Annotated in this window: 10 protein-coding genes and 1 tRNA gene; 3 read left to right on the forward strand and 8 right to left on the reverse strand. The window is 56.3% G+C overall.

Features of this window, described 5'->3' with window-relative positions:
- Positions 1–11: 11 nt before the first annotated feature.
- The 5 genes from J7359_RS07895 to J7359_RS07915 form a co-directional block, all read right to left on the reverse strand.
- Positions 12–1,667: an RNA-binding domain-containing protein gene (locus J7359_RS07895; protein WP_209056100.1), complete on the reverse strand. Its 1,656-nt coding sequence runs from the start codon at positions 1,665–1,667 to the stop codon at positions 12–14.
- Positions 1,668–1,671: 4 nt separating this feature from the next.
- Positions 1,672–3,564 carry a site-specific DNA-methyltransferase gene (locus J7359_RS07900; protein WP_209056101.1) on the reverse strand — a complete coding sequence of 631 codons (1,893 nt, stop codon included), beginning with the start codon at positions 3,562–3,564 and terminating at the stop codon, positions 1,672–1,674.
- 27 nt (positions 3,565–3,591) lie between these two features.
- A complete protein-coding gene (locus J7359_RS07905; protein WP_209056102.1) occupies positions 3,592–4,260 on the reverse strand; it encodes a DUF4391 domain-containing protein in 669 nt (222 codons plus the stop codon).
- Positions 4,257–7,529 carry a helicase-related protein gene (locus J7359_RS07910; RefSeq protein WP_209056103.1) on the reverse strand — a complete coding sequence of 1,091 codons (3,273 nt, stop codon included), beginning with the start codon at positions 7,527–7,529 and terminating at the stop codon, positions 4,257–4,259. Before J7359_RS07910 ends, J7359_RS07905 begins: the two co-directional genes overlap by 4 nt.
- A 426-nt stretch (positions 7,530–7,955) precedes the next feature.
- A complete protein-coding gene (locus J7359_RS07915) occupies positions 7,956–8,366 on the reverse strand; it encodes a helix-turn-helix transcriptional regulator (RefSeq protein ID WP_209056104.1) in 411 nt (136 codons plus the stop codon).
- 183 nt (positions 8,367–8,549) lie between these two features.
- Between J7359_RS07915 and J7359_RS07920 the strand changes: the two genes are divergently transcribed.
- From J7359_RS07920 to J7359_RS07930, 3 genes are all read left to right on the forward strand, one after another.
- Complete coding sequence (locus tag J7359_RS07920) at positions 8,550–8,762, forward strand: hypothetical protein (RefSeq protein ID WP_209056105.1); 213 nt, start codon at positions 8,550–8,552, stop codon at positions 8,760–8,762.
- Between the two features lie 424 nt (positions 8,763–9,186).
- Positions 9,187–10,110, forward strand: coding sequence for a tyrosine-type recombinase/integrase (locus tag J7359_RS07925; protein ID WP_247740261.1), 924 nt, complete (start codon positions 9,187–9,189; stop codon positions 10,108–10,110).
- Positions 10,080–10,159, forward strand: a tRNA-Ser gene (locus J7359_RS07930). The genes J7359_RS07925 and J7359_RS07930 overlap by 31 nt, the downstream gene beginning before the upstream one ends.
- 69 nt (positions 10,160–10,228) lie before the next feature.
- Here the strand turns inward: J7359_RS07930 and J7359_RS07935 are convergent.
- Genes J7359_RS07935 through J7359_RS07945 form a run of 3 tightly spaced genes read right to left on the reverse strand, consistent with a single transcriptional unit; the run spans position 10,229 to position 13,189 of the window.
- A complete protein-coding gene (locus J7359_RS07935; RefSeq protein WP_209056278.1) occupies positions 10,229–10,426 on the reverse strand; it encodes a hypothetical protein in 198 nt (65 codons plus the stop codon).
- Positions 10,426–11,781, reverse strand: a complete 1,356-nt coding sequence (locus tag J7359_RS07940) for an amidase (RefSeq protein WP_209056107.1) — start codon at positions 11,779–11,781, stop codon at positions 10,426–10,428. The genes J7359_RS07935 and J7359_RS07940 overlap by 1 nt, the downstream gene beginning before the upstream one ends.
- Entirely contained in the window at positions 11,771–13,189 is a 1,419-nt protein-coding gene (locus J7359_RS07945; RefSeq protein WP_209056108.1) for a TRAP transporter large permease subunit, read from the reverse strand. The genes J7359_RS07940 and J7359_RS07945 overlap by 11 nt, the downstream gene beginning before the upstream one ends.
- Between the last annotated feature and the right edge of the window lie 3 nt (positions 13,190–13,192).

A 13,192-nucleotide genomic window follows, 5' to 3' on the forward strand; every position in this document is an offset into this window, starting at 1 on the left:
GTGTTCTTGTTTCATTCTTGTAGCTCCCACTTCGGCGAAGTCTTGGAGGCCGCGTTGGAAATCACCCCTTTTGCGCGTAAGTTGCTGAGAAGGTTTCCAATTTTGTTTCTTTTTTGCTTGTCGTCCAAAGCGTCGCTCAGCTTGTCCCAGAGCAGAGCGTCGATGTCCTTTCGTGAAGCGCTACCAAACTTTCGTAAAAATTCGACCACCATGTCCGCGTAGTGCTGGTCATCAAATGCACGAGTCTTGATGTATTCGGCTTTCTTTGCAGAAGCCGCTGCGACAGCTGCTGATACCCGAAGACGAGGCTTACGTCCTTCGATCAATTTCTTGCGCCTAAGCGCTTGAATCGCTGCGTCCGGCACTTCCAGGCCTTTCTGTACGCGATCCAGAGCCAACACGTCCGTCAGCTGCAACCCGCCGTTTTCCATCAGTACGCGGGTATAAGCTGGATCAACCACGCCACCATAGAGTGTCATCACGACGGCATCGCCGGAAACCTCGTAATCTGGCATGGGGAGGTAGCGTTTGCGCTGGGTTTCATACATCCGTTGGATGCCATAGCCCATCTGGTCGATCATGTTCAGCTCAACCATCGCCTGCACCAGATACGGGTTTCGATATCCGCGTGGTGTCTTGTCGCCGCGAACATAGTCTTCGGGTTCACCTTCAAAGAACCGGCCAGCATTTTCGAGCACAAGCCGATCCGGCTTTTCGGTAACTATGACCCTCTGGTTTTGGCCATAGTCCTGGTGGGCGATGCAGTTATGCAACGCCTCAAGCACAACCTTCTGATCGTATTTCGATACCTCATGTGGCAGCAGCTCATCATCGGGCAAGAGCCGCAGCTGGATGTTGCGGATGCGTTGATAGAGTTGCGATGTCGTCAGAAGAAAGGGCGGGCCGAAATGCTCATACGCGGTTTCTTGGCCCACCAGTTTCCATGTCATTTGCGCAGGGTGTGGGGAAAGCAAATAGGCGCTCTCGGCGCGCCCTAACAGCAATAGCGCTGCGCGGGTCACCTGTCCGCGTTGAGTTACCTTGGCCCGGTCCAGCAAGGTTGCGACGGGCCATCCCCGGACGTCCTCCGGATCAATGCGGTTCTGGTGCTTTTGCGCAAAGTTCGCGCGCGCGCGCTCGACTGCGGCGGGGTCCAGATCATCCAGCGTAGCCCCCTCGACCAGCTGTGCTGTCCAGTCACCAGCTGACGCCTGAGAACGAATTTCGTCCTGCTTCGGAATACCCAATGGCGCGAGGCTTTCGCCGGAACGCGCGTAATAATGCCCTTTCCACGCAATTGGGATACCACGCGGCGCGGCGGGAATTTCAAACATGACGACCCGCTTACCATCCACTTCAACCTCATGGATTTGCCGGAAGGTTGTCCGAGGGTCGGCATCTTGGGCGATCTGCTGCTTCAATCCGTCAAGGCGTTCACGTTCGGGGCGGTAGCCGGTCCCAACCACAGAGCGGGTCTTGTTGTTGACACCGAACACCAGCCATCCCGTACTGACATCACTTAGGTTAGCCTCATTGGCCATGGCGGAGAAGTAACGCCCGATCTTGTCGGTGTCATAGTCATTCGACACTTCCTTGAACTCGACCACCTCGTTCTCCCAGGTGGCAATCAGTTCGGTCAGTTTTTGATTCAGGGCGGTGGCGTCCATGAACTCAAATCGCCTTCACTTCGGTGTCGGGCGACATGGCTTTGAAAATCTGGCGCACGTTGATCTTGGTCTGGTCGTCGGCAAAGCCGGTGTCCTTGAACACGATCCGCATGGGGGCGTGGCCTGCCAGCTCTTTGACCAGCTGCTCAGAGATATCATCGTCGAAACAGGCCATCAGGGCGGTGTCGTCGACGAAGAAGACGGTTTTGCCCTGAACGGTTTCGCGGCGGATGGGCAGGGTCAGGTCAACGCCCCAGTCGAGCAGGACCTGGAACAAAAGATCCTCGGCTGTGCGGTCGGGTTTGATGTTGTCCACGCGCGACAGCAGATCGGCCTGCGCGGTCTGATCCGGCGTGTAGAACACATCGGCCATGTTGGAGCTGTCGATTTTGAGCACGCGGAAGCCGACATCCTTGTTCCAATCAGGGTGACACTCCCCTTCGAGGATTTTCTGACCCGCGCGGCGGATGCGTTCTTTGGTTAGTTCGGCGATATTCTGTGGAAGGCTATGACACACGCAGAAATCCGCGGCTGTTTTTTGGTTCCCGTTCTCAGGATCGAGTACCTCCGGCAGTTGGACCAAAACAAACTTCCGGTTTCCATGATCAGAGGCATTTTGGGCAAGAACGCCATGAGCGGTTGCTCCAGAACCAGCAAAAAAGTCGACCACAATGTCTCCCGGCCCCGAGGCTTGCTCAACCAGAATGCGCATCAACTCTACGGGCTTGGGGAAATCAAAAACCCTAAGGTTAAATAGGTCCATTATGTCGGCGGTGCCATCTCTCGTGTAGACACCCGGCGCAATCAAGGACGAAAACCCAGTAAAGTCAGAAGTAAGGTCGTCAAGGAACGCTTTCCGTCTTGGTCTGCCATCTGCAGAAGAAGGCCAAAGAACGCGCTCCTCTTCGATGAGACGTGCCATTGTCTTACGATCATACCTCCATCCCATTTGGGGACAGCCGTAATTTGTTCCTGTTGCAGGATCGATTAGGTCGTAATGAAGGTTTGGTCGGCGATCAGCGGTAGCAATGCCGACCATGTTTGCACTGGTCCAAGCCCCTCGGGGATCATTGTCTTCGTTTGAGTATTGTGACGTGTTTCGCGCTTCGCCGCGAATGGCCTGCCCGTAGCACAGAATGTACTCGTGATCGATCGAGGCATTGGTGACGTTTCGGTTGTCTTTATTTTGGCGACTTTTCCAAACGAAGCACCCAATAAACAGCTGTGGGCCAAACACTTCGTCGCACATCTTCTTCAAGCCGGAGACTTCGCCATCATCAATGCTAACGAAGATTACCCCGTCATCGGACAAGAGGTTTCTCGCCAAACGGAGCCGTGGATACATCATGCTTAACCAAGCAGAGTGAAACCGGCCTTTCGACTCCGGATTTGCAACGAGACGATTGCTTTGTTCATCAATCTGCGAAGACTTACGGAAGAACTCTGAAGCTTCTTCCGTAAATTCATCATCGTAAACAAAGTCATTCCCCGTGTTATACGGCGGGTCGATGTAGATCATCTTGACCTTGCCCAGATAGGTCTCTTGCAGCAGCTTCAGTGCCTCAAGGTTGTCGCCTTCGATGAACAGGTTCTGGGTGGTGTCGAAATCCACGGACTCATTGCGCGCGGGGCGCAGGGTTTTGGCGATGGGGGCGTTGGCGGTGATCAGCGCCTCGCGCTTGCCCGGCCAGTTCAGGTGATAGCGTTCCTGCGGCCCCTCGACGATGCTGTCCGACAGTTCCTGCCGCAGCTGATCGAAATCCACCGCCAGACGCAGTTTGCCATCCTCACCCGCCGCCTCGGTCACGCAGCCGGGGAAGAGCGCGCGGATTTTGGCGATGTTGTCCTGCGTCAGGTCAGGGCTGTGCATTTTCAGCTTTTCGATCTCGTCACTCATTCTCGTCCCCACGTTCGTTTCTTGGGCCTATTCCGGCTTTTTCAGATGCTCGAAGTCTGCCTGCGCCTCACGCAGTTGACCGTGCAATGTCATTTTGATGTTGAATTGCGTCTCGCGTTTCAACTTGGATTTCAGCTGGCTGATCTCACGCTCTTTGGTTTTCAGCGCGTGCGTCCGGTCCATCCGCGCGCTCAAGGATTCCGCCGTTTGCGGCACAATCGGCATGAGCGCCGTCAGGATCTGTTCATAAAGCACGCCAAGGTTCAGCGCCACTGGCAATGGGCTGCGCGGCGTATCGATCGGCAACCGATCCGAGCGCAGATAGTCCGAGAGCACCCATTTGCCCGCGTCCGCCTCTGACGGGCGTTTATGGGCGGCGGCGATTTGGATCTGGCCGTCCTGTTCCAGTTCGAACAGGATCGGAAAGGGGATGGCGCGGTCGATGGCCCTCAGCACATCGTCCTGCACCGCATCGGTTTTCAGCGTTACGCGGAAGACCTGTATTTCCGGCACGGATTTGGTGGCGGGCAGGTTGATCGTTTCCGAGGCCAGTTTGGCGCGCCATGTGATCTGGTCCACCTGCGCGACGAATTTGTCCTTGAGCGCGGTGGTGGCCTGCACGCGGTCGTAGATCCGCGTTTTGGGCACGACACGTTTCAGAAGCGTCGATTTGGGGTAGTCGTAGAGCGCGGTCATGCAGGATCCCTCACGACAATGAAGGCGAGCAGTTCAAAGTCATCGAGCCCTGCGATGGTGTGGGTCAGCGCCGTGGTGTGCCCGCCGGAAAAGAGACTGTCGAGGTCGCGCTCTTCCTTCACCTCGATCATGGATTTGATCGCGTCGCTGAGCAGTTCGGAATACTTGCCCATCTCACGCCCATCCTTGGTTTCCGCGTTGAAGGCGTCGCAGAGCGCCTTGATCGGTTTGTCCAGACCCTTGCAGCTTGAGCGGATCAGGTCGAGCAAGCGCTTCACCTCGGTGTGGTCGGCGATGACGTTCGCGTCGTTGTCGAGATAGATCAGATAGTAGGGGTGCAGCCGGTTCTGTTGGTTGACGTTCACATCAGGGTGGATGTTGCGCAGAGCAAAGATCACACCGGATCGCAGTCCCTTGGCAGGATTGGACGGGACGATGGCATGCAGGCCTTTGGGTTGGCCCGCCAGATCGCCATGTTCCTTGGTGTAGTTCAGCAGGTCCATGCGGAAATCGTTCAGGCCGAGGTCTGTGATGGAAACGCCGGTTTTGACGTCTTCGAGCTCAATCACCTCTTCCTGTAGGCGCTGCAACTGGTCCTTGCGATAGGCGACGTCACTGCTTTTCGCCGTCAGCACGTTGTCTTCGCCAGTGCCAGTCAGATCGACAATATGCATCCGGTTTTCAACGCGTTCCTTGAGGTTGATGTATTCGTCGAGCGAGATGTCGGGCCAGTAGTTGACCAACTGAATGGCGGTGTTGGGCGAGCCGATCCGGTCAACCCGGCCAAAGCGCTGGACGATGCGAACCGGGTTCCAGTGAATGTCGTAGTTGATCAGGTAGTCGCAGTCCTGAAGGTTTTGCCCTTCGGAGATGCAGTCGGTGCCGATGAGGATGTCCAGCTCTTCTGGCACCTCTGGCATGATCAGCGCCTTCTCTTTCGCTTTGGGGGCGAAGAGCGTCAGAACCGACTGGAAGTCGTAATGTGGCTTCAAGGTCGTCTTGGGGTTCCCTGAGCCTGTGACAATGCCCGTCTCGGACCCCCTCGCGCCTTTGAGAGCGGGCGCGACGTGGCGATAAAGATATTCGGCGGTATCCGCGTAGGCGGTGAAGATCAGAACCTTGCGATTGCCTGGGTTCAGGGGGGAGGCCATCTTCTGTTTGATGACGTCAATCAGGTGCTGGAGCTTGGCGTCCTCTTCAACGCCAACCTTTTCCATCTCAGCCAAGAGGCCCTGAATGATCTCACGGTCACCGCCCAAGTCAGCTTTCCACGTCGGGATATCCATATCAGCGAGGTCGATTTGGATCTTCTTGCCGATCGTGAATTCGCCAAGTCCCGACAGGTCATCATCGTCGGTATCCAAGTTGTCCATGTCATTGAAGACATCTTCGATCCTGCCATTGCCGCCACTCGCCTCGAACCGGTCGATGGCCTCCAGCATAGCGCCAATGTTTCGGTCCAGCGCACCCAATGTGAGGCGGAATGCCTCTACAGAACTTTCAAGGCGCTTCAGAAGGTTCGTCGTCATCAGCGCTTGCAGGCTGCGCTCGCGATCGGCCTGGCGCAGCGTACCTTTGGAGCCTTCTGTCTTGGTGTCGTAGAGCTCCTCATATTTCCTAAGGCGGCTCGGTTGTATGTAGTTCACCGGTGCGTAGACAGCCATTTTTAGAAGGGATAGGTCGCTGTAAATCTCGTCAAATCCCACGACATCTTCGCGGAACGTGATCGGGAGGTGATGGGAAATTGGCTTCTTACGCTCGGGGAATTGCCCGATGTCGGCAGTGTCGTAGAATTGCTCAATATGCTTGCGAGAACGCGCAATTGTCACCGAGTCCAAGAGCTCGAAGAAATCAAGATCCAACGCTCTAAGAATGGATTGTGCCGTGCGTTCCGCTGGGGGGAGCTCTGACCAGGTGTTGAAGGCGGCTTGAGCCTTCCGGAAAATCTCTTCAACACTGGATTTGGTCTTCAGGTTGCGGCTCAACGTGTCAGAATGCCCCTCGTATGCCAATGCGAGCTGGTTGCGAAGGTCGGTGAACCTGTTGTTAACGGGGGTCGCGGAAAGCATCAGAACTTTTGTCTTCACGCCGGATCTGATGACCTTGTTCATCAGCTTCTGGTACCGAGTTTCTCGATCCTTGTAGACGTCGTTGTTTCGGAAGTTGTGAGACTCATCGATGACGACCAGATCATAATTACCCCAATTGACCCGATCGAGTGGGATGCCCAGTGACTCACCCGATGTTCTGGAGAGGTCGGTGTGGCAGAGGACATCATAGTTGAAGCGGTCGGCTGCAAACAGGTTTGTCTTGAGATTCGTGTTGTAGTTGCGCCAATTGTCAGCAAGCTTTTTGGGGCAGAGAACCAGGACAGATTTGTTCCGTAGCTCATAGTATTTGATGACAGCGAGCGCGGTGAACGTTTTTCCCAAGCCGACGCTGTCCGCAAGGATGCAGCCGTTATAGGTTTCCAGCTTGTTAATTACCCCGGTTGCAGCGTCTCGTTGATAGTTGAACAGCTTGTTCCAGACGAGACTATCCAAGTATCCCGTTTGATCATTGGGCAGCACATCCTCGTCGACCTCCTCAAGGAATTCCCTGAAGATGTTATACAGGATCAGGAAGTAAATCCTTTGCGGCGAATTCTCTTGGTAAACGGCCTCAATGTGCTGAAGGACTTGATCCGTCACATCTTGAACGTTTGCGGGGTTGGCCCAGACCTGATCAAATAACGAAAGATAAGTTCTTGCCGAAAGGTCGTCCTCGAAGGCATGCGTGAAATTCGAAACAGCGTTGCCAGGCTGGTAGCCCAAATCGACCGCTGAAAACCCACTGATAGGCGAGAAAACCTTGTTTCCTTTGCGCGCTTCGATAGTCGCGAATTGCTGCATCGGGGCGTCAGTAGCATTGGATTTGAAGGTGGCTTTCCTCCGGATCCAGTCCGCGCACTGTTTTGCAATGGCCTTTTGGGTCAATTTATTCCGAAGATGAATTTCAAATTCGGTGCCGTACAGCGCGGTTTCCCTGAGCTGTTTCGGGATAAAGAACTCTCGTTTCTCTTTTCTCGAACGCCCGAGAGCTTCGTTCGGAATAAATGTCGGATCTGTCAGAATGAACTCGAGCTCTTCGACGTTTTCCAATTCATCCCGAAGCGCTTCGTATGCAAATATTGAGAAACAACTGGCCGCCACTCGAACTTTTGCACCCGCTTCAGACCCTGCTTTCAGCTCATCTCCCAAGAGGACAGAAATATTATCGATGATTTTCAAATTATCTTCCTGTCAGTCGTGGGATTTTTTGGGAACTTTCCGCATTTGAATGGCTATATATGGAAAGTGCTGTTCATATTGCATCGAGAGTAATCGTGGTCCTGCTCATTGCCCAAGCCTGAAACAAGCCTCCGAAAGTTGTCATCAGCGCGATTAAATGGAGGCTGAGGCGTATTGCGGACATATCGAGATGCTCACTTGAGCTTGGCAAAATCGGAGCGGCTACCCAAAGTGCTAAAGTCGTCACCATACATACCTGAGCCACTACGTAATGATGGCGCAGCCTTCTGGATGTGAGTTCCTTTTGCAATCTGCTGGCTTGCGGTCTTAGCGGCTTGGCTTCACCGGGCCCTCGCTTGACACTTTTCGGGCCGGTTTCGGTAAAAACTGCGCGATTGGCTAGTCGTGTAAGTTTTTGAAAAACAATCATTTCAGCATCCTATACAAGCTGTCTATTTCGTCTTTGACTTCGCCGCGAGTCGTGGAAGGGTGCGTGCGAAAATCATCGCGCAGCACTTTCACCAGCACCCGCAGCCTTGCGTCGGGTTTGAACTCGACATCGACATCTTCCTCATACTCGTCGATCAAGGTAAAAATCTCCTCGATCCGCCGCATGATGAGCTTAGAAGGCTGCCCAGTTAAAATACGATGGGCGTCATCATCGAAGAACTCGCAAAGCTTGAACAGAAGTGAAGCGGGCAGGTCCCGTTCGTTCCGCTCGTAGTATTGATAACTGCTTCGGCTGATACCCAGCTTTTCGGCGATCTCGCTTTGCGACAGACCAGCAGCCTTTCGGAGCGTTGATAGTCGATCCCCTAGTGCAGAAATGTCTCCCAAAGGAGTTCTCCATGCTTGACATGACCCCATTTGTGGTCATTTATCTCATTTAGACGCCATACGACGTTCTGAGCGTCGAATCAGTCATCTCTAGAGTAGCTTTGCTTTCTACTGTGAGCAAAGCGGAAACCTCTGCTGCCATTAGTTTGGTGGTCTGATGACCTTTGCATCGGAGGAAGAAGCTTGGCCCAAGAGCAACTCAAGGCGACGGAGAAGGTCGAAACACCAAAGGAAATGGCGGAACGCATCGGCATCCCCGTGAGCAATGTTCGCTATTTGATCAAGACCGGGCAACTGGCCCACGTTTTCACATCACCGGGGAAACGAAACCCCAAGATTCCGATTGGCGCATGGGAACACTACCTTGCGCGCGGAACAGGAGGGACGACCGAATGACCTCCGTGCGGCCAGAGACAGCGGGATCGGAGCGCATTCGCGTCAGCTCAGAAGTTCTCGATAATGCCATGACGCCTGCTCAGTGGGTAGAGGAGTTGGCCACGCGCGGCATTCTCACTACGGAGCGTACGCTGAGGGCCTATGCGAACCGACTGGGCGCACGCCTCAAGCTCGGGAATGCGATGATTATTACGTCATCTCAAATGGATACGATTTTGACGGAAGGTACAGAATGTCTCTCGAGCCGTGCGTCCGCAAAGACAGTAAATACTTCTATGCGAAGGGTAGAGTCGAATATAACGGAAGACCAATCACCCGCTCATACTACAAAAGCACTGGCTCACTTACGGAAGCTGGCGCATGGGACTGGATAGCCCGGGAAACTGAAATTCAGATTCGCCGACATCTTTTCGGAGAAGAAAAGATGTTCACGTTTGCCGAAGCAGTACTCGCTTATCGCGCGACCAAGAAGTCGGCAAAGCAGCTAATTCCGATTACCAAGATAATCGGGCACTTACCTGTCGCTGACATAACCGAGGAGCAACTAAAGCAGCTGGGGGCAGACATTAAGCCAGACGCCGCAACAGATACCTGGTGGCGTGAAATTGTTACGCCAGCACGAGCCGTCATAAACAATTTGCATAAACTGAAGAGAACGCCTCCCATACGGGTAAGTCACTACACGCCTGAGGAACGTAACTACCAAGACAAGAAGCGCGGGAAAAATAGTCGGGTCGAAAGAAAGCCTTCGAACAAAGCTTGGGTCGATGCATTTTGTGCTGCTGCAGACCCGCACAACGCGGCGCTTGTCCGCTTTATGTTCGAAACCGCTGCTCGAATAGATCAGGCAATCAGCATCAGGCCTGTCGTCGACGTGAACGCCGCAGAATTAAGAATACGGCTAAAGTCGCAAAAGGGCCACAAAGAGGTTTGGGTAGCAGTAACCAAAGAGATGATGGCAGAAATTGAAGCTCTGCCGCCAAAGCGTACAAGGAATCCTCGAACTGGCAAGCTGTTAGACGAGCGTCTCTTTGGATACGGAACCCCCACGGGGTATCGTAAACGTTGGATAACAATCTGTAAGCAGGCGGGAATTCCATATCTGTCGGCACACGCCGCAGGGCGTCATGGATTTTTCACTGAGTTGGTGGTGCGTCAAAAGGTTGATCCCGTCACAGCAGCCAAGGCTGGCCGATGGTCAGACCCAACACTTCCTCTAAGCATCTATGCCCATTCTGAGACCGATGAAGAGGAAATTCGCCGTCGGTTTCGAACAAAACCTAAACAGAAGCAAAGCCGGAAATCCCATAAGCTGATGACAAGAAAAGGAAAAGATGGTGTTGAATAGCCCCCTCCTAAGGGGCAGGTTGCAGGTTCGAATCCTGCCGGGGTCACCAATAAAATCGGGAGATAGCGTCGGGTTTCAGGTCATGGCTGGCCTTTCGCGGGCAGCACGTATGGTCCTGTCAGGGCCGTTGCGCGTCGTCCCCTGCGACATGACCGGATTTGCGATGGCTGCGCATTACGGCGGCGGCGTCAAATCCCGCGAAGACCAGCGTCAGCAGAACGACCCCGCCCAGATCAAACCGTGGCACATGCCAGACCAGTATGATCAGGAAGGCTGCAAGAACGGCATAGGCGACCAGCGCCATGATCCTGTCCATTACCCCACTCTCCTTTGTTCGGCATCATCCGTTTCAGCCATCCGCGACATCAGCCACGAGGCCACACGCAGCAGCCGCGCATCATCGCCGCGTCGTCCGATCAGCTGCACCCCCATCGGCATCCCTTCATCGCTGCATATCAGCGGCAGGGTGATCGCGGGAACGCCGCACAACGTCCATGGACCGTTCATCGCCGCCGACCCGGTGGTGTTGTCGGACAGCAGCGGCGCCGGGCCGGTGGCGGCGGGGCACAGGATCGCGTCGCAACGGGTCAGCAGTTCCTCGATCCCGGCGTTCAGAACCTGCCGCCAGTCAAGCGCGGCAAGATAGTCGCGCGCAAGGATCTGCTTTCCTTCCTCAAGCGCGTCCCGCATCTGCGTCGAAAGCTGCGCGGCGCCACGTCGTTCGAACGAATAATAGCATTTCGCCATCTCGGCGAAATTGATCCGGCGCCGGGCCGGCTCTGCGTCGGTGAACGCGGGCGGCAGATCGACCCGGTGGACGCGATCGCCAAGCGCGCCTTCCAGTTCGGACATCGCATCGGCCATGACGGCTTCGACGCCGGGCAGGTTCACCAATGCCAGAAGGGGCGGCAGGGGGGGGTGCTGGCCGGCGGCCTCCTGCAATCGCGGAACGGGCCACATGTCCGTCGCATCGTCCTGTGGATCGTGCCCGGCCATCGCCTGGGCCAGCAGGGCCACGTCCTCGATCGTCCGTCCAAAGCCTCCGACCGTGTCGAGGAAGGGCGATTGCGGCAGGACGCCGGTTCGACCGATCAGCCCGAAGCTGGGCTTGAAGCCGACCGTCCCGCAATAGGATGCGGGCCGGATCACCGAGCCGCCGGTCTGGGTTCCGACCGCCAGCGGCACCTGACCCGAGGCGACCGCGACCGCCGATCCCGCCGACGATCCACCGGGCGTGCGCGCCGGGTCATGCGGATTGCGGCTGCCCGAAGGCTGCAGGAATGCCAGTTCCGTCGTCACCGTCTTGCCGATGATGACCGCGCCGGCCGCGCGCAGCCGCGCGACAAGTTGGGCATCCGTCTGCGGCACCCGGCCCTTGGCCAGCGGACTGCCGTATTGCGTCGGCATTCCCGCGGTGTCGATCACGTCCTTGATGCCGACGGGCACGCCGTGCAGCAATCCGACCGCGGCGCCCGCCTTGCGCCTTGCGTCCAGGGCGCGGGCCTGCGCGATCGCGTTCTCGCCATCGACATAGGCCCAGGCCTGTAACTGCGGCTCGGTCTCGGCGATGCGTTTCAGGCAGGCGGCGGTCGCGGCCTCGGCCGTCAGCGCGCCGCTGGCGATCAGGTCGCGCAGCGCGACCGCACCCAGAGAAGCGGGATCAAGAACCATAGATCATCCTTGGCAGCATGTAGACGATGTCGGGCCAGATATACATCAGGGCCATCGCGATGAAGACCATCAGCAGGAACGGCATCACGCCCGAGAAGATGTCGGTCAGCTTGACCTCGGGCGGGGCGATCCCCTTCAGGTAATAGGCCGACATGGCCATGGGTGGCGTCAGGAACGAGGTCTGCAGGTTCAAGGCGACAAGAATGCCGAAGAAAAGTGGGTCGATATTGAACATCGCCAGCAGCGGCAGGAAGATCGGCACGAAGATGATGATGATTTCCGACCATTCCAACGGCCAGCCGAGCAGGAAGATGATCAGTTGCGCCAGCAGCAGGAATTGCAGAGGCGTCAGGTCCATTCCCCGGACGAATTCGGAAATCACCTGTTCGCCGCCCAGATACGAGAAGACCGACGAGAACGTGTAGGACCCGACGAACAGCCAGCAGACCATCGCCGTGGTCCGAACCGTCAGGTAGACGGATTCGCGCAGCCGCTGAAAGGTCATCGCGCGATAGACCACGGCCAGGACCATGCCGCCCAACGCGCCGATGGCGGCGGCCTCGGTCGGTGTGGCAAGGCCGAACAGAATCGACCCCAGCACCGCCAGGATCAGGAAGGCCAGCGGGAAGAACGACGTCGCCAGCATCAGCAGCAGTTTCCCGGTCGGAACCGAGGGCACTTCTTCTTCGCTTGGTCGTGGGGCAACGGAGGGCTGAAGGATCGACCGGCCGATGACATAGGTCAGATACAGGCCGACCAGCACCAGCCCCGGCAGCATCGCGCCTGCGTAAAGACGCACGATCGACACCCCCGACGCCGCGGCATAGACGATCAGCATGATCGAGGGCGGGATCAGGATCCCCAGCGTGCCGCCCGCGCAGATGATGCCGCTGGCGAAGCGGGGATCATAGCGTGCCTTCAGCATCGCCGGCAGCGCCAGCAGGCCCATCAGCGTCACGACCGCACCGACGATCCCGGTCGCGGTCGCGAACAGCGCGCAGGTGATCAGTGCCGCGACCCCCATCGAACCCGGCATCCGGCGGGACGCGATGGCCAGCGTCGAAAACAACCGGTCCACGATATTGGCGCGCTCGACGATATAGCCCATGAACAGGAACAGCGGCACCGCCGTCAGCACCTCGTTCGACATCACCGTATAGGTCTGGTTGATGAAAAGATCGAATATTCGGTTGTTGTAGAAGCCCTCCAGCCAGGCCCATTTCTGGGTCAACCAGCTGGCATCCTCGGGCAGGCGATCCATGCCGCGCCACATGCGGGCGGCGTCGAAATAGGCGTAGTAGCCAAAGCCTATTCCCAGCGCCATCAGCGTGAAGGCGATGGGAAAGCCCAGAAAGACCAGAAAGATGAATATGCCCAGCATGAACAGGGCGATCTGCGGATCGGTCACGCG

The organism is Paracoccus sp. R12_2 (genome assembly GCF_017744015.1).
Taxonomy (GTDB): domain Bacteria; phylum Pseudomonadota; class Alphaproteobacteria; order Rhodobacterales; family Rhodobacteraceae; genus Paracoccus.